We start from the raw sequence: 14,733 nt of genomic DNA, 5'->3' as shown, positions 1-14,733 counted from the left end.
GTTGGTCAGATGACCTTCCTGCCCGGCGTCATTCCTGGAGCGCCTCCTCGCGCCGCGCGCGGATCGTCGGCAGAATGATCAGGATGATCGCGATGGCGGCCGCGGCCAGGAGGCTCGCCGAGATCGGCGACGTCAGCAGCACGGTGGCATCGCCCCGCGACAGCACCATGGCGCGGCGGAAGTTCTCCTCGATAGCCGGGCCCAGAACCAGGCCCAGCAGCAGCGGCGCGGCCGGCAATTGCAGCTTGATCAGGATGTAGCCGAACACGCAGAACACGGCCGCCTCATAGACCTCGAACGTTCCGCTGTTGATGGAATAGACGCCGATCGAGCAGAACACCATGATCGCGGGGAAGAGATAGCGATAGGGAATGGTGAGCAGTTTCACCCACAGCCCGACCAGCGGAAGGTTGAGGATGAGTAGCATCAGATTGCCGACCCACATCGATGCGATCAGGCCCCAGAACAGGGTCGGGTTCTTCGTCATCACCTCCGGGCCCGGATGGATGTTGTGGATGTTCATGGCGCCGACCATCAACGCCATGACGACGTTGGAGGGAACCCCTAACGTCAGCAGTGGGATGAACGAGGTCTGGGCGCCGGCATTGTTCGCGGACTCCGGGCCTGCAACGCCTTCGATGGCGCCCTTGCCGAACTGCTCGGGATGCCGCGACAGCTTCTTCTCCAGCGTGTAGGACGCAAAGGAGGACAGCACGGCGCCGCCGCCGGGTAGAACGCCGAGCAGCGTGCCGAGCGTCGTGCCGCGCAGCATTGCCGGCACCATGCGGCGGAAGTCGTCGCGGGTCGGAAACAAATTGGTGATCTTCTGGGTGACCAGCGACAGCTTGTCGTCCTGCTCGAGATTCTTGACGATCTCGGCAAAGCCGAAGATGCCCATCGCCAGCGGCACGAAATCGAGGCCGTCGAACAGCTGGGGAATGCCGAAGGCGAAACGCTGGCTGCCGCTGTTCAAATCGGTGCCGACGAGGCTCAGGAGCATGCCGAGCACGACCATGCCGATGCCCTCGATGAACGGCCCGCTCGACAGCACCGAGGCAAGGATCAGGCCCAGTATCATCAGCGCGAAGAATTCCTTGGGACCGAACAGCAGCGCGGTCGCGGTCAGCGGTCCCGCGAGGGCTGCAAGAGCGAGCGTCGCCACGCATCCGGCGAAGAAGGAGCCGATGGCGGCAGTTGAGAGCGCCACGCCGGCGCGGCCCTGCTTGGCCATCTGGTAGCCGTCGATCGTGGTCACGACGGAGGAGGACTCGCCGGGCAGATTGACGACGATGGCCGTCGTCGAGCCGCCATACTGCGCGCCGTAATAGATGCCAGCGAGCATGATCAGCGCGGCGTCCGGCTGCAACGCATAGGTGATCGGAAGCAGCATCGCGATGGTCGCAAGCGGACCGAGCCCGGGAAGCACACCGATCAAGGTGCCGAGCAGGCAGCCGAAGAAGGCGTAGAGCAGATTGGCGGGCTGGGCAGCCGTGGCGAAGCCGATCGCCAGATTGTGGAAGAGATCCATCGATCCCGCTCGCTCAGTTGAGAAGGGAGGGCCAGACGGGCAATGGCAGCCCGAGACCATAGACGAAGACGGCAAGGCACAGCAGGATGAGCACCGCCGCGTTGGTCAGCGCGCCGGTCCAGGTGAATTCGGCACTCGCCCTGCTCGACACCATGATCAGGACGAACAACGCGCCGACCAGGCCGAGCGGAAACAAGAGGGCACCGAACAGGATCACGGACCCGGTGATCCAGGCGAGGCCCTTGAGGTCCCATGCGCGCAACACCTGCCGGTCCGCGGCCGGCTTCATCGCACCGAACATCACGACGAGACCGATGGCGGCGAGCACGATCGCGAGCAGGCGCGGGAAATAGCCCGGCCCCATCTTCGCGGCCGTGCCTGCGGGGTATTGCAGCGCCGTCACGAAGAAGAAGATTGCAAAGGCAAGGAACAAGGTGCCGGAGGCAAAGGCCCTGTGATTGCGGATTGCCAATCCCTTCATTCCGGTCCTCCCTCACCCGCTCCCTCGCCTGCACCGGCCTTCGCGGCGCGCTCCTCGAGGGCTTCCATCAGAACCGGCACGCCGATGGCGCAAGCATGCACGCCGAGATGCGCGGCCATCTGGAGAACCTGACGAATCTCCCGCTGCTCAATGCCGAGCCGCAGCGCCCGCCTGATCTGGACACGCTGCCCTTGCGGATTGAGCGCGGTGAAGCAGGCGTTCAGCGCGAGTGAGATCAGGCACTGCGATCGCAGGTCGAGGCCGTCGCCTGCGGACCGATCGGCGAGGAGATCCAGCAGGGCGGCGAAATAACCGGGATCGCTCCGCAGCCATTGCTCGCAGAAATCCGGCCAGTCCCCGAATTGCGCGACGTAGGCTTCGCGTAGCGCCAGCTGCTCTTTCGTGAGTTCGAAATGATCGGGCTGGAGGCCCGCGTTAGCCAATTCCTCGGCCAGAATGCCGATACCGACGTTGCAGCCGTCCAGCCCCTGCATCGTCGCGAGGCGAAATACGTCGATGATCTCCCGCGCCGTCGCGCCCTCCTGAAGCGCGAGGCGAAGGTGCAGCGCGAGGCCGGGGCGGAACAGATGCGTCGCCGATCCATCGAGCGCGACGTAGATCAGCTCGCACATCTTGCGAGACAGCGGTCCCTTCTCTGCGGCATAGCCGCCGTATTTGCCGTAGGCTTCGAGGAACACCGGATCGAGCCGCAGCAGGCCCTCGGTCCAGGGCCGCCAATAGCCGCGCGCCTTGACATAAGCTTCCTTCAGCGCCTGCTGTTCGGGCGTCAGGTCGGACATCGCGATAGCCCCGTCAGGCAATGTTGGTCAGGGTGATGCCGCCATCGACGGTGAGCACCTGCGCCGAGATGAAGCCGGCCTCGTCGCCGGCGAGGAAGCAGATCGCCTTGGCAATGTCGTCGACCGTGCCGAGCCGGCCCAGCGGCGTTCGCGCGACGCGGCGCGCGTCGAGCTCGGCGTTGCGATTGCGCATGGTTCCTTCGGTCGGAATCGCTGAAGGGGCGACGGCATTGACACGGATGTTGCGCTCGCCGAGCTCGGCCGCGGCCGCCCGCGTGATGCCCATGACGCCGGCCTTGATGCCGCTGTAGACGATGCTGTTCTTGGCCGAGATCAGGCCGGCGACCGAGGCGACGTTGACGATGGCGCCGCCGCGCTCGGCATTCATGACCTCCGCGGCGGCCTGGATTCCCCAGATGATCGCCTTGAAGCCGATGTTGAGCATGCGATCGACGGTTTCCGGAGCGATGTCCGGGACGGATTGATAGCGCACCCATGCGGCGTTGTTGACGAGGATGTCGAAGCGCTTCTGACTCTCCGCCAATCCCAGAACCGCCTGCCGCATGCCGTCGCGGCTGGAGACGTCCTGCGTGACGGCAACGGCGTCGCCGCCGGCTGCCTTGATCGCCTCCACGGTGCTATCGACGAATTCGGGCTTCAAATCATTGACGCCGACGATCGCGCCGCGCGCGGCGAGCTTGAGCGCGGTTGCGCGGCCGATGCCGTTTCCGGCGCCGGTGACGAGTGCGACGCGGCCTGCGAGCGTCTGATCCCTGGTTTCGGTCATGGCTGTCTCCCTCACGCTCCTGCCTCGGCAAACGGAGCAACTTCCGATACGTAATTGCGGCCGAACCTGCTGATCAGGCCGCTGGCATCACCCTGGGCCTGGAGCGTGCGGATGCGGCGCAGATGGCGATGCACCGGCACGTCCCACGTGAAGCCCATGCCGCCATGGATCTGCAGCGCACCTTCGCTGATCGAACTGCCATAGGTCACCGCTGCCAGGAACGCGGCATCGCGCTGCACCGGGCCGCCATCCCTAGACAGGCTGCGGGTGATCGCATGACGAATGCTCTCGAGGCCGAGCTTCTGTCGCGCCAGCGCATGGCGGATGGCCTGGTTATAGGACAAGGCGTGGCCGAACTGGCGGCGCGTCGAGGCATGCTCCTGCGCGAGCGCCAGGCATGCTTCGGCCGATCCCAGGATGGCCGCGGCACGGAGCACGTTGGCATCCGAGCTGAGCAGATCCCAGGTGCCGGGCGGCAGGATGGAGCCGATGGGAACCTCGACCTTCTCGAGCCGCACCACGTGCTCCGGCACCGTCAGATCGAGGCCGGCCGCGTCCTCCACCACAACGCCTTTGGCGTCGGCCGGGATCAGCGCCGCGGCGCCGCCGCTCATCCGCACCAGGATATGGTCGACCGACGCCGCGCTGGGAGCGCGCGCGAGGGAACCATTCAGCAGCAGCAACCCGCCGTCCCGTTCGGGAATAGCCTCACCTTGCCACGCGATCGTTGCCAACTTCTCGCCGGACACGATCGCGGCGGCAAGACGCGTCAGCGACGACTGGAGCAGGCGGCTGACGAGAATGGTCTCCAGCAGCGGAAAGCCGAGCAGACCGGAGTGAGCAGCGGCGATCACCGGCACCGCGAAACCGAGCGGCAGGGCCAGTCCCCCCACCTCTTCATCCGCGATGATTCCGAGCAGACCATCGCCGGCGAGATTTTGCGCCTGCTCGCGGACGCCCAAACCGGCACATGCGGTCACTGCGCGTGCCGCGGTTGCCGCGAACTCGTCGGGCTGAAGTCCTTCGGCCATGCTCATCTTCGTCCTCTTCGAATACCTTGCGACAACAATCGTTCACTAGGCGAGATAACCGCCGTCGACCGGCAGGATGACGCCGTTGACATACGATGCCATCGCCGACGCCAGAAAGATCACCGGCCCCGCGATCTCGTCGGGCTGTCCCACACGCTTCATGGGGGTGCGCGCCATCAGCCCGGACAGCCTCGCCGGATTGTCGCGCGTGCTCTCGCTCATCTCGGTCGCGATGATGCCGGGCGCGACAGCGTTGACGCGGATGCCATCGGGAGCGAGATCGCGGGCGAGCGCCTGTGTGAACAGCCTCACCGCGCCCTTGGACGGCGAATAGCCGAGCGCTCCATTCATGCCGCCAAAGGCCGCCACGGATGCAACGTTGATGATGGACCCGTGCGTCTTGCGCAGCGCGGGGATGAAGGCATGAACGACGTTGAAGGTGCCGTTGACATTGACGTCGAAGACCTGGCGCCAGTTCTCGTGGGCGCGCTCGCTGTCGATCGACTCGCGAATGATGATGCCGGCATTGTTGACGATGACGTCAGCGGGGCCGATCTCCTCGTCCACGCGTTTCGCCACGTCACGACAGGCCTCAGCATCCGTCACATCGAGGGAATAGGCGACCGCCTCCTTGCCTCCGTCCCTGATCTCGCGAGCGGCGGACTCTGCCCGGTCCTGCCGCAGATCGGTCAGGACCACCCTCGCCCCGGCAGCGGCGACGCCGAGCGCGATGGCACGTCCGATCCCCTGGCCAGCCCCCGTCACCACCACCAGACGATCGTGCAGCAGGCCCGCGACCTTGCCCTGGGAGGCCATCATTTGCCTCGCGACAGCTGGAGTATCCGGTCGGCGATGATGCCGAGCTGAATCTCGGTCGTGCCGGCATAGATCGTCTCGGCGCGGGCCGCGAGATAGATCGCCTCGAACCGTCGCCGCGCCACCTTGATCGCGGGGTTCTGCGGCAGCGATGCCTGCGACAGCAATTCGATCGCGAGCGCGGCAAAGCGCTGATGCGATTCGCTCCAATAGAGTTTTGCAAGACTGCCGCGCGCGCCGATCTTGTCGCCGCTCGCGAGCGCCTCGACGGCGGTCTCGACATGCGCCTTCAGCACCTCGATCTCGACGGCGACCTCGCCGAGCCTGACCGCATAGTGCCGGTCCGCAACCATGGCCGACAGCGCCGTGTCAGCCTTGCAGGCCGAGATCAGATGGCGCAGCTCGTTCTCGAAGCGCCAGGCGCGATACATGCGGTTGGTCGCCCGCTCGATCTCCAGCACGCGGATGGCCGCGGCCCAGCCCTCGTCGGGCGAGCCGATCGCGTCAGCCTGGGCAACCTCGACCTCGTCGAAGAAGACCTCGCAAAAGCTTTCGCGACCGTCGATCGACTTGATGGTGCGCACGCGCACACCGTTGGCATCGAGCGGCACCGCGAACATGGCAAGGCCGCGATGGCGATCCTCCAGCGGTCCGGTGCGGGCGAGCACCAGGCAGCGCTGCGCGCGATAGGCGCCGCTGGTCCAGATCTTCTGGCCGTTGATGCGCCAGCCGTCACCGTCCCGCGTCGCACGCGTGCGCAGGCCCGCAAGGTCGGAGCCGGCTTCGGGCTCGGAAAAGCCCTGGCACCAGATGTTGCGCATCTCGAGGATCGCGGGCAGGAAACGCCGCTTCTGCTCCTCGGTGCCGACCGCCAGGATGATCGGGCCGGCAAGCTCCTTGCCGATCGAGTTGACGCTTTCCGGCATCGCCAGCCGGCCGATCTCCTGATTGGCGACGAGATGTTCGCGCAAGGAGCGGCCGTGCCCGCCATAGGCCTGCGGCCAGGTGATGCCGGTGAGGCCGGCGCGGTACATCGCCGCCTCCCAGGCCACCGACTGCTGCAGCGAGGGCGCCGCGAACGCGGCGCTGTCGCTGCGGAAGCTGGCGGGCAGATGGGCATTCAGCCAGCGATGCATCGCATCGCGATAGGCTTCGCCCGTCAGGTTCTCACCTGCGACGGATTGCGTCGATACCGCTTCAAGTACACTCATCGCCTGCTTCCCGCTTTCGCCATACGCACCGTCAAGTCCTGCCGGCTATTCGTTCTTCACTGCGACTTTGAGAAGGTCGCAGGCGCTCTCCGAGGCCGGCCGCCACGCATCCTCGGGCGCGATCGTGCCGGTGATCTCGTAATAGTCGTAGGTGTATTTGGATTCCGCCGGTGTCTTGATCCGCGCGACATAGAGCGGACGCATCACCTGCCCGTCGGCCCGGATGCTGACGTTCTTCATCTCGAAATCGTTGACCGGCGTATTCTTCATCTGCCGCATCACGGCATCGCCATCGTCGGAAGCGGCCGCGGCCACCGCCTTCAAATAGTGCGTGATGGCGCTGTAGGTGGCCGATTTGCCCTCGTTGAGCAGCTGACCGCCCGTCGCCTCGGCATATCGCTTGGCGAAGGCCCGGCTCTCCGGGGTCATATCCCAGTAGAACGGCGTCGTCAGCCGGACGTTCTGGAGGTCCTTCAGACCAATCCCGTGAGTCTGGCTGATCATGAGGCCGAGAGGAACGAGCAACTGCGACTTGTTCAGCCCGAATTCCTGCGCCTGCTTGATCGCATTGGCGAAATCAGAGCCCGAATTGGCGAGCGCGATCGCCTTGGCGCCGCTGGCCTGCGCCGTCAGCAGGAACGAGGACAGATCCGACGCATTCAGCGGGTGCAGCACCGAGCCGACCACCTTGCCGCCGCCGGCCTTGATGAAATTGGTCGCATCCGACTGCCAGGCCTTGCCGAAGGCGTAATCGACGGTCAGGAAGAACCAGCTGTCGACCCCCTGCGCGAGCAGCGCCTTCACCGTGGCCTTCGGCTGCGCATAGGTATCGACCACCCATTGGGTGGTCATCGGAGAGCATTTGTCGTTGGTGAAGAACGAGCCCGCCGTGCCGGCCAGCATGTAGGGCTTCTTGCGGTTCTTCATGATTTCCTGCACCGCAAGCGCGATCGACGAGGCCGAGCAGCCGACGATGGCATCGACACCTTCATTGTCGACCCAGCGCATGGCGATGGCGACGCCGACATCTGGCTTGTTCTGGTCGTCTGCGATGACGAGCTCGATCTTCTTGCCGCCAACCGTTCCGCCGAAATCGGCGACCGCCAGCTTGGCGGCCGCGACCGAACCGAGACCGCAATTGTCGGCATAGGGACCATTCTGGTCGTTCATGATGCCGATCTTGACGACGTCGCCCGAGATGCCCTGTGCGGACAGGGGCGCGTGCGCGAACAACAAGGCAATCATGCCGAGCGCCGCAATCGTCAATCTCCTCATTCTATCCTCCTGCTCCTTGCGTTTCCTCTGGGCCCGCTTCTGCGGCCTCTTTTTCGTTGAGTTCAGTGACCCCGACCGGCCGCTCTCCATGCGGGATCAGCAGCGCGTCGAGCGCCACGGCGCCCTCGCCCCTGGCGCGGAGCAGCAGCGGGTTGACATCGATTTCCGCGACCGTGTCGGCATTGGCGGCGGCAAAGCGCGACAACGCGGCGACGGCTTGCGCCGCGGCGTCGAGGTCAGCGCGCGGCCGCCCGCGCGCGCCGTCGAGCACCGCGAATGCCTTGAGCGATTTCAGCATCGCCATGGCCTGCGCCTCGCTGACCGGCGCCATCTGCACGGCGGTGTCCTGCAGGATCTCCGCGAAGATGCCGCCGAGACCGACCATCACCACCGGCCCGAACACCGGATCGATGCGGCTGCCGAGGATCAGCTCGGCGACGCCCTTGGCCATCGGCGCCAAGATCGCACCGTCGATCACTGCATTGGGCGCCCTGGTGGCGACCCGATCGCGCATCTGGGCATAGGCGCGCCGGACGTCGGCTTCCGAGCCGAGGCCCACGACTACGCCCCCGACCTCTGTCTTGTGCGGCAGGTCGGGCGAGGCGATTTTCAGCACCACGGGATAACCGATCTCGGTGGCGGCACGCGCGGCGGCGTCCGCATCCTGGACGAGACGCTCGGCCAGCACCGGCACCCCGGCATCGGCAAGCGCGCGCTTGGCACCAAGCTCATGACGAAAGGCGTCGGCAGCAAGCGGTGCCGCCTGCGCGACCGCCGCAGGCTTGTCCTGCGGGCGCTGCGCCGCGGCCTGCAACCGCGCCAGCGCGGCGACAGTTGCGCAACATCCGTCGAAGCTGGCGATCGTCGGAAAGCCCAGTGCATGCAGCTCGGCCAGCGCGTCCTCGGGACCGTCGACGCAGAGGACGATCGGACGGTGAGGAAATTGCGCGCGCATGTTGCGCAGTGTGTCCATATAGATGGAGCGCAGGCGCGGCAGATGCAGCGAGAACGGCAGCGGCAGGATCACCGTATCCGTTCGCTCGTCCGCCACGACGGCGGTCATGATCTTCTCCAGAAGATCGGGGCGGCTCGACATCTGCGCGGTGGCGTCGACGGGGTTACGGGCGGACGCAAAGGGCACGAGCTCCAGAATCTGGCGCTGCGTCTCCCCGCCGAGTTCCGGCAATGTCAGCCCGACCGCCTGAGCGGCGTCCGCGAGCAGCACGCCGAAGCCGCCCGATGCGGTGAGGATCGCGATACCAGGCCCTTTCGGCAACCGGTCCGGCAGCAGGATCGATGCGGCATGGCCGAGATCGATCAGCTCGTCGATGCTGCGCACGCGCACCGCGCCGGTGCGCGCAAACAGCGCATCGAACACCGCATCCGAGCCGGCCATCGCTCCGGTGTGCGAGGCCGCCGCAGCCTGACCCGCCTCGGATGTTCCGATCTTGATGGCGATGACGGGCTTACCCGCATCGCGCGCCTCTTCGAGTGCGGTGATCAGCCGGCCGGCGTCGCGACAGGTTTCGAGAGCACAGAGAATGACCTTCGTAGCGGGATCGCGTGCCATCCATGCGATGCCATCGGCAATGTCGATGTCGCACTCGTTGCCGGTCGTGATGAAGCGGCTGACGCCGACGCCGCGCTCGCTGGCAAGGCGCATGGTGTAGCTGCCGAGATTGCCGCTCTGCGACACGATGCCGAGCGAACCGGCGGCCGGCATGCCGTGCTCGAGCACGATCGAGAACGTCGCGATGCTCTTCTCGGCGATGCTGACCGCACCGAGACAGTTCGGCCCCAACAGGCGCATGCCGCTGCCCCGCGCAGCAACGCGCAGCCGATCCTGCATCGCGCGGCCCTGCTCGCCGAGCTCGGCAAAGCCCGACGAGAACACGACGACGCTGCGAACGCCGCGGGCCGCGCACTGTTCCACGGCCTCGCCCGCGCGCTCCGCATCGACCGCGATGATGGCGAGATCCGGCGCCTCCGGCAGGTCGGCAACGGAGGCGTAGGCCTTGAGCCCCTGCACCGTCGCGGCCCTGGGATTGACCGGATAGATGCGGCCCGCATAGCCGTGACGGCGCAGCAGATCGACCGGCCGTCCGCCGATCTTGGTCGCTTCCTGCGAGGCGCCGATGACCGCGATCGAGCGCGGCGACATCAGCGCGTCGAGACCCTCTCCCGGCCGCATCTCAGCGTCCCTTGAACACCGGCGCGCGCTTCTCGAGGAACGCCATGCGCGCTTCCTTGGCGTCTTCCGTCTTGGACAGGGCCATCGTGATGTTCTGCTCGAAGCGATAGGCATCGCGCGGCGGCATCAGCTCGACCATGTTCGCCGCGTTCTTGGCGTACTCCATCGCGATCGGGCTCTTCGAGGCGATCTCGCGCGCGAGCTTCATCGCTTCGGGGAGCAGGTTCTCCTTGGTGGTGCAGGCCTCGATGATGCCGAGACGATAGAGCTCGGCGGCCGGCACGCGATAGCCGGTGAAGAACATCCGGCGCATCAGCGAGCGGCCGAACAGCGTATTCAGCATCGCTGCACCGCCGGCGAGGCCAACGTTGATCTCGGGCATGCCGAAGACGGCTTCCTCGCAGGCGTAGAAGATGTCGCAGGAGGCCATCAGGCCGACACCGGCGCCCAGCGCGACACCGTTGATCGCCGCGATGACGGGCTTCGCGCATTCGCGGATGCAATTGCCGGTCTCGCGCGTGATGCGGTTGTGGCTGTGAAACGCGCCGATCTTGGTCGGGTCCGGCCGGTCCTTCAGATCCGCGCCGCTGCAGAACACCTTTCCGGCGCCGGTCAGGATCGCGACCCTGACGTCCTGGCGCTCGGAAATCTCGTCGAACACCGCGACGATGCGGTCGCGCATGGCACGATCGAGCGCGTTCACCGGAGGCCGGTTCAGCGTCACCAGCGCGATGTTATCGGACACTTCGAGGGTGACGATATCTCCTGACATGGGCTTCCTCCGTTGGCTTCTGTTCGTATTGCTTGCGCCGTCTCGACGGCCTGACCGATCGGTCAGCTTTTTGTGCTGATAACACCAACTGCGGCGACTTGCAACATACTGCGTCTCACCTATTGACCGACCGATCGGTCAGCCGATAGATTTCGCGGCAAGCAAGAACGACGCTCGAGGAGGATTTCCATGCCCAGGATCAGCCGACGCCAGGCGACAGCTCTGATCGCCGGCGCTCTCGCCGCGCCGCTTGGCGCGCCTGCAATCGTCCGGGCGCGCGCGTCGCAGATCTTCATCATCGTGCCTTATGCGCCGGGCGGCTCCATCGACAGCCTGATGCGCTCGATCGCGAAAGCGATGGCGGAAAGCCTGGACCAGCCGGTCCTGGTCGACAACAAGCCGGGCGCCAACGGCATCGTCGGATCGCAATACGTCGCGCGCGCGCCGAAGGACGGATCGGTTCTCTTGGCCGGCGGCACCGGGCCGATTTCGCTGAACGTCCTGCTGCGCAAGAACCTGCCCTACAAGCTCGAGGACTTCGCCTCCGTCGCCATGCTCTGCAACGGGCCGCTGTCACTGACCGTGAACGCGCGCACGCCGGCCACCGACGTCAAGAGCTTCGTCGCCTACGCCAAGGGCCGCGACAAGCCACTGTTCTACGCCACGCTCGGTCCGGGCAGCGTCACGCATTTGTTCGGGATCATGATGGGCAAGTCGATGGGATTTGCCGTCACCGAGGTCGCCTATCGCAACAATCCGGCCTCCATCATGGAGACGCTGTCGGGGGAGTGCGATCTCAATTTCGCAACGCCCGCCGCCGTGATCGAGCATGCGCGCGGCGGTCAGCTCCGCATCCTCGCGGTCTCCTCCGAAAAGCGCATGGCGAGCCTTCCAGAGATACCGACGCTGGCCGAAGCCGGCTATCCCGACCTCACGGCCTCGTTCTGGACCGCCCTGCACGCGCCCGCGGGCACGCCGCGCGACGTGGTCGCGCGGCTGAACGCGGGGGCCAACGCTGCTATGCAGAAGCCGGAAATCGCAAAGCAGCTCGAGACCGACGGCCTGATGGTGGATACCGGAGCACCGGAACGGCTCGACGCCCAGTTGACCAAGGACGCCGCGCTCTGGGGGCCGGTGATCAAGGCGCAGAACATCGTTCTGGAGTAAGGCGCGGCCGCCGCCCGCCCGGTCAGCGCGATTTGCGCCGGCCGGCCTTGGGCGGCTCCGTCGCCGGAAGTTCGACAAGCTCGCCGCTGCGCAGGCCGTTGAAGATCATGTCGAAGAAGATCTCCGCGATCTGCTCGGGGGTCGCGGACTTGTTGGGATTGTACCAGCGATGCATCCAGTTGAGCGAGGACAGGATCAGCCGGCCGGTCATGGGGACATCGACCTTGCGGATCTCGCCGGCATCGATCGCTTCCTGGATCAGGCCGCGCAGAAAGTTCTCGAAGCGGTCGCGGCGCGTCAGCCGCTCCTTGTGCCGCTGGCGATCGGGGTCGTTCCAGAACGCGGTCGTCGAGGCGATCCAGGCCCAGCGGTACCGGCGGAAATATTCCGCCGTGGCGACCATGAACGCGCGGATCTTCTGCGATGGCGGCCCGTCAGGAATCCGGTCGCGCACGAACAAATAGAGCTCGAGCGTCGAGCCGACCGCGACGCGTGCATAGATCTCGTCCTTGTTGGAGAAGTGATGATAGAGCAGCGACTTGGAGATGCCGCAGGCGAGCGCGATGTCGCGCATCGAAGTGCCCTCGAAACCCTTGCTGGCGAACAGCCGCCCGGCCTCGGCGAGGATCTGCAGCACGCGGTCCGAGGCCTCGGCCTGGTTCGCAACACCGTCCTTCATCGTTGACAGTTCAGTCATGAACTCCGCAATCCATTCGTCAGCCAGAAGAGTCTTTAGAATGAAACTAGGTTTTCACCGACCGATCGGTCAAGTCCGGCGATTCCCGCGGAAGGAACCATGAGCGCAGTCCGCATCAGGCGCCTCGGCGCGACCAGGGACCTGCTCGGCGAGAGCCCGGTGTGGGACGAGCGCGGGCAGTGCCTCTACTGGATCGACTCTCTGGCCGGATTGATCCACGCGCTAGACCCAGCGACCGGCGCGACCGAGCAGTTCAGCGTGCCCGCGCCGATCGGCTCGCTGGCGTTGCGAGGCAACGGCGGCGCGGTCCTCGCCCTGCGCAACGGATTTGCGGCTTACGATTTCGATAAACGCGCGCTGACGGAGGGCCCATCGATCGGGCTCGACCACCCCAAGGTGCGGCTGAACGACGGCAAGGCCGATCCCCAGGGCAACTTCCTCGCAGGTACGATGCACGGCGATCGTGCTCCCGATGAGGCGCCGCTCGGCGGCCTCTATCGGCTGGACGCAAAGGGCACGCTGCAACTCCTGGAGACGGACCTCGCCGTGAGCAACGGACCGTGCTTCAGCCCGGACGGACGGACCTTCTACATCGCCGACAGCGCAAGGCGGATCATCTGGGCCTATGACTACAGGGCAGACGGCCCCCTCGCCAACAAGCGCGTCTTCATCGACACGGAAGCGCTGGGGTCCGGCTGCGACGGTGCAACGGTCGATGCGGACGGTCATATCTGGTCCGTGCTGGTGCGCATCGGCAAGATCGCGCGGTTTGCGCCGGACGGAGAGATCGTGCGGACGATCGACATGCCGGTCCGTCATCCGACCAGCGTGTGCTTCGGCGGCCCCGATCTCGATGTTCTCTACGTGACATCGATCTCGCGCAGCCACGCGCTCGCCGACGATCACCCCGATGCCGGCGGCCTGTTCGCCGTCGAAGGGCTCTGCGTTCGCGGACTGCCGGCGCACAGATTCGGCCCAGGCTAGCCTTTCCGGCTACCGCGCCGATCTCTTGACCTGCTTCGGCACGTGCTCCGCCATGTAGTCCACGAACACCCTGATCTTTTCCGGCAGATAGCTGCTCTGGAGAAACGTCGCATACATGCCCTCGTCGAAGGTGGAGTTCGTCACCCGGAAACCCGGCAGCAGACGTATCAGGCGGCCACGCTTCAACTCCTCCGCCACGGTGTAATCATCCAGCAGGGCGATGCCGTGCCCGCCGGCGGCGAGATCGCAAAGCACCACCCCGTTGTTGCTGCTGAAGGATGACGGCACCACGATCTCACGCAGCCTGTTCCTGTGCATGAACTTCCAGACCACGTCGTCCGGTCCCATCCAGTAGGTCAGGCAATGGTGGCGGGTGATGTCCTCCGGCTCGCGCAATTTCGGCATCCGGGCGACATAGTCCGGTGAAGCCACGAGAATCCGCTCGCTCCTCAGCAGCCTTCGCTGCATGAGGGCCGGGTCTTTCGCCGCCTGAATCTGGAAGTCGACGTCGAATTCATCTTCGCGAAGCTGGGGGCGCCGCTCGGACAGGCGCAGCTCCACTTTCAGCTCCGGATAGAGCTTCTGGAAGCCCGGGATCAGCGGCGACAGCACCTTGATGCCGAACAGCGTCCGCGAGTGCACCCGCAACGTTCCGCGCGGCGCGGTCTGCAGCGCGAGCGCGGCGGCTTCGGCATCCTCGATGCCGTGCAGCACCTGCTCGGTGCGCTGGAAGAAGATCTTGCCGGCATCGGTCAATCCGAGATGGCGCGTGCTGCGGTTCAGGAGCTGCACGCCGAGCTGCGCCTCGAGCTCGCCGATATAGCGCGACACCGACGCCGGCGAGAGCCCGACGCGGCGGCCGGCAGCCGAGAAGCTGCCCTCGCGCACGGCGCTGACGAACAATTCCATGGCCTGGAGGCGATTCATCGATCTTTTCAGATTCTGCAAAGGACATGCTCAGATTACGTCAATTGTTCGAAAAAGCTCAAGCCC

General features: G+C 65.7%; 14 protein-coding genes. 2 read left to right on the top strand and 12 right to left on the bottom strand.

Annotation, left to right across the window (positions count from 1 at the left end; genetic code table 11):
- Positions 1–28 precede the first annotated feature (28 nt).
- The 10 genes from QA649_RS15390 to QA649_RS15345 are packed head-to-tail and all read right to left on the bottom strand — an operon-like array spanning position 29 to position 10,892.
- Positions 29–1,528 carry a tripartite tricarboxylate transporter permease gene (locus QA649_RS15390; RefSeq protein WP_283024928.1) on the bottom strand — a complete coding sequence of 500 codons (1,500 nt, stop codon included), beginning with the start codon at positions 1,526–1,528 and terminating at the stop codon, positions 29–31.
- 13 nt (positions 1,529–1,541) lie between these two features.
- Positions 1,542–2,009, bottom strand: coding sequence for a tripartite tricarboxylate transporter TctB family protein (locus tag QA649_RS15385; RefSeq protein ID WP_283024927.1), 468 nt, complete (start codon positions 2,007–2,009; stop codon positions 1,542–1,544).
- On the bottom strand, positions 2,006–2,809 hold the full coding sequence (locus QA649_RS15380; RefSeq protein WP_283024926.1) for a carboxymuconolactone decarboxylase family protein: 804 nt from the start codon (positions 2,807–2,809) through the stop codon (positions 2,006–2,008). The genes QA649_RS15385 and QA649_RS15380 overlap by 4 nt, the downstream gene beginning before the upstream one ends.
- Before the next feature lie 13 nt (positions 2,810–2,822).
- On the bottom strand, positions 2,823–3,596 hold the full coding sequence (locus QA649_RS15375) for a glucose 1-dehydrogenase (RefSeq protein ID WP_283024925.1): 774 nt from the start codon (positions 3,594–3,596) through the stop codon (positions 2,823–2,825).
- Positions 3,597–3,607: 11 nt separating this feature from the next.
- Positions 3,608–4,633: an acyl-CoA dehydrogenase family protein gene (locus QA649_RS15370; RefSeq protein ID WP_283024924.1), complete on the bottom strand. Its 1,026-nt coding sequence runs from the start codon at positions 4,631–4,633 to the stop codon at positions 3,608–3,610.
- Between the two features lie 39 nt (positions 4,634–4,672).
- A complete protein-coding gene (locus QA649_RS15365) occupies positions 4,673–5,446 on the bottom strand; it encodes an SDR family NAD(P)-dependent oxidoreductase (protein ID WP_283024923.1) in 774 nt (257 codons plus the stop codon).
- Positions 5,443–6,654, bottom strand: coding sequence for an acyl-CoA dehydrogenase (locus QA649_RS15360; RefSeq protein ID WP_283024922.1), 1,212 nt, complete (start codon positions 6,652–6,654; stop codon positions 5,443–5,445). The genes QA649_RS15365 and QA649_RS15360 overlap by 4 nt, the downstream gene beginning before the upstream one ends.
- A gap of 45 nt (positions 6,655–6,699) precedes the next feature.
- On the bottom strand, positions 6,700–7,929 hold the full coding sequence (locus QA649_RS15355) for an ABC transporter substrate-binding protein (protein WP_283024921.1): 1,230 nt from the start codon (positions 7,927–7,929) through the stop codon (positions 6,700–6,702).
- A gap of 1 nt (position 7,930) precedes the next feature.
- On the bottom strand, positions 7,931–10,120 hold the full coding sequence (locus QA649_RS15350) for an acetate--CoA ligase (RefSeq protein WP_283024920.1): 2,190 nt from the start codon (positions 10,118–10,120) through the stop codon (positions 7,931–7,933).
- 1 nt (position 10,121) lies between these two features.
- Positions 10,122–10,892 carry an enoyl-CoA hydratase/isomerase family protein gene (locus tag QA649_RS15345; RefSeq protein ID WP_211405885.1) on the bottom strand — a complete coding sequence of 257 codons (771 nt, stop codon included), beginning with the start codon at positions 10,890–10,892 and terminating at the stop codon, positions 10,122–10,124.
- Between the two features lie 189 nt (positions 10,893–11,081).
- Between QA649_RS15345 and QA649_RS15340 the strand changes: the two genes are divergently transcribed.
- Positions 11,082–12,059 (top strand): tripartite tricarboxylate transporter substrate binding protein, encoded by a 978-nt coding sequence (locus QA649_RS15340; protein WP_283024919.1) that lies wholly within the window; start codon positions 11,082–11,084, stop codon positions 12,057–12,059.
- Between the two features lie 22 nt (positions 12,060–12,081).
- Here QA649_RS15340 and QA649_RS15335 read toward each other — a convergent pair whose 3' ends face one another.
- A complete protein-coding gene (locus QA649_RS15335; protein WP_026311929.1) occupies positions 12,082–12,756 on the bottom strand; it encodes a TetR/AcrR family transcriptional regulator in 675 nt (224 codons plus the stop codon).
- Positions 12,757–12,855: 99 nt separating this feature from the next.
- Between QA649_RS15335 and QA649_RS15330 the strand changes: the two genes are divergently transcribed.
- Positions 12,856–13,740, top strand: coding sequence for an SMP-30/gluconolactonase/LRE family protein (locus tag QA649_RS15330; protein ID WP_283024918.1), 885 nt, complete (start codon positions 12,856–12,858; stop codon positions 13,738–13,740).
- Between the two features lie 9 nt (positions 13,741–13,749).
- On the opposite strand, the gene QA649_RS15325 is transcribed toward QA649_RS15330, so the two are convergent.
- Complete coding sequence (locus QA649_RS15325; protein ID WP_026311928.1) at positions 13,750–14,667, bottom strand: LysR family transcriptional regulator; 918 nt, start codon at positions 14,665–14,667, stop codon at positions 13,750–13,752.
- Positions 14,668–14,733: the final 66 nt, after the last annotated feature.

This window comes from Bradyrhizobium sp. CB1717 (assembly GCF_029714325.1).
Lineage (GTDB): Bacteria > Pseudomonadota > Alphaproteobacteria > Rhizobiales > Xanthobacteraceae > Bradyrhizobium.
This window is presented reverse-complemented; position numbering and strand designations above follow the sequence as displayed.

Coding starts and splice junctions, on each gene's coding strand:
- QA649_RS15390 (WP_283024928.1), bottom strand. CDS start 1,528: ATGGATCTCTTCCACAATCTGGCGATCGGCTTCGCCACGGCTGCCCAG.
- QA649_RS15385 (WP_283024927.1), bottom strand. CDS start 2,009: ATGAAGGGATTGGCAATCCGCAATCACAGGGCCTTTGCCTCCGGCACC.
- QA649_RS15380 (WP_283024926.1), bottom strand. CDS start 2,809: ATGTCCGACCTGACGCCCGAACAGCAGGCGCTGAAGGAAGCTTATGTC.
- QA649_RS15375 (WP_283024925.1), bottom strand. CDS start 3,596: ATGACCGAAACCAGGGATCAGACGCTCGCAGGCCGCGTCGCACTCGTC.
- QA649_RS15370 (WP_283024924.1), bottom strand. CDS start 4,633: ATGAGCATGGCCGAAGGACTTCAGCCCGACGAGTTCGCGGCAACCGCG.
- QA649_RS15365 (WP_283024923.1), bottom strand. CDS start 5,446: ATGATGGCCTCCCAGGGCAAGGTCGCGGGCCTGCTGCACGATCGTCTG.
- QA649_RS15360 (WP_283024922.1), bottom strand. CDS start 6,654: ATGAGTGTACTTGAAGCGGTATCGACGCAATCCGTCGCAGGTGAGAAC.
- QA649_RS15355 (WP_283024921.1), bottom strand. CDS start 7,929: ATGAGGAGATTGACGATTGCGGCGCTCGGCATGATTGCCTTGTTGTTC.
- QA649_RS15350 (WP_283024920.1), bottom strand. CDS start 10,120: ATGCGGCCGGGAGAGGGTCTCGACGCGCTGATGTCGCCGCGCTCGATC.
- QA649_RS15345 (WP_211405885.1), bottom strand. CDS start 10,892: ATGTCAGGAGATATCGTCACCCTCGAAGTGTCCGATAACATCGCGCTG.
- QA649_RS15340 (WP_283024919.1), top strand. CDS start 11,082: ATGCCCAGGATCAGCCGACGCCAGGCGACAGCTCTGATCGCCGGCGCT.
- QA649_RS15335 (WP_026311929.1), bottom strand. CDS start 12,756: ATGACTGAACTGTCAACGATGAAGGACGGTGTTGCGAACCAGGCCGAG.
- QA649_RS15330 (WP_283024918.1), top strand. CDS start 12,856: ATGAGCGCAGTCCGCATCAGGCGCCTCGGCGCGACCAGGGACCTGCTC.
- QA649_RS15325 (WP_026311928.1), bottom strand. CDS start 14,667: ATGAATCGCCTCCAGGCCATGGAATTGTTCGTCAGCGCCGTGCGCGAG.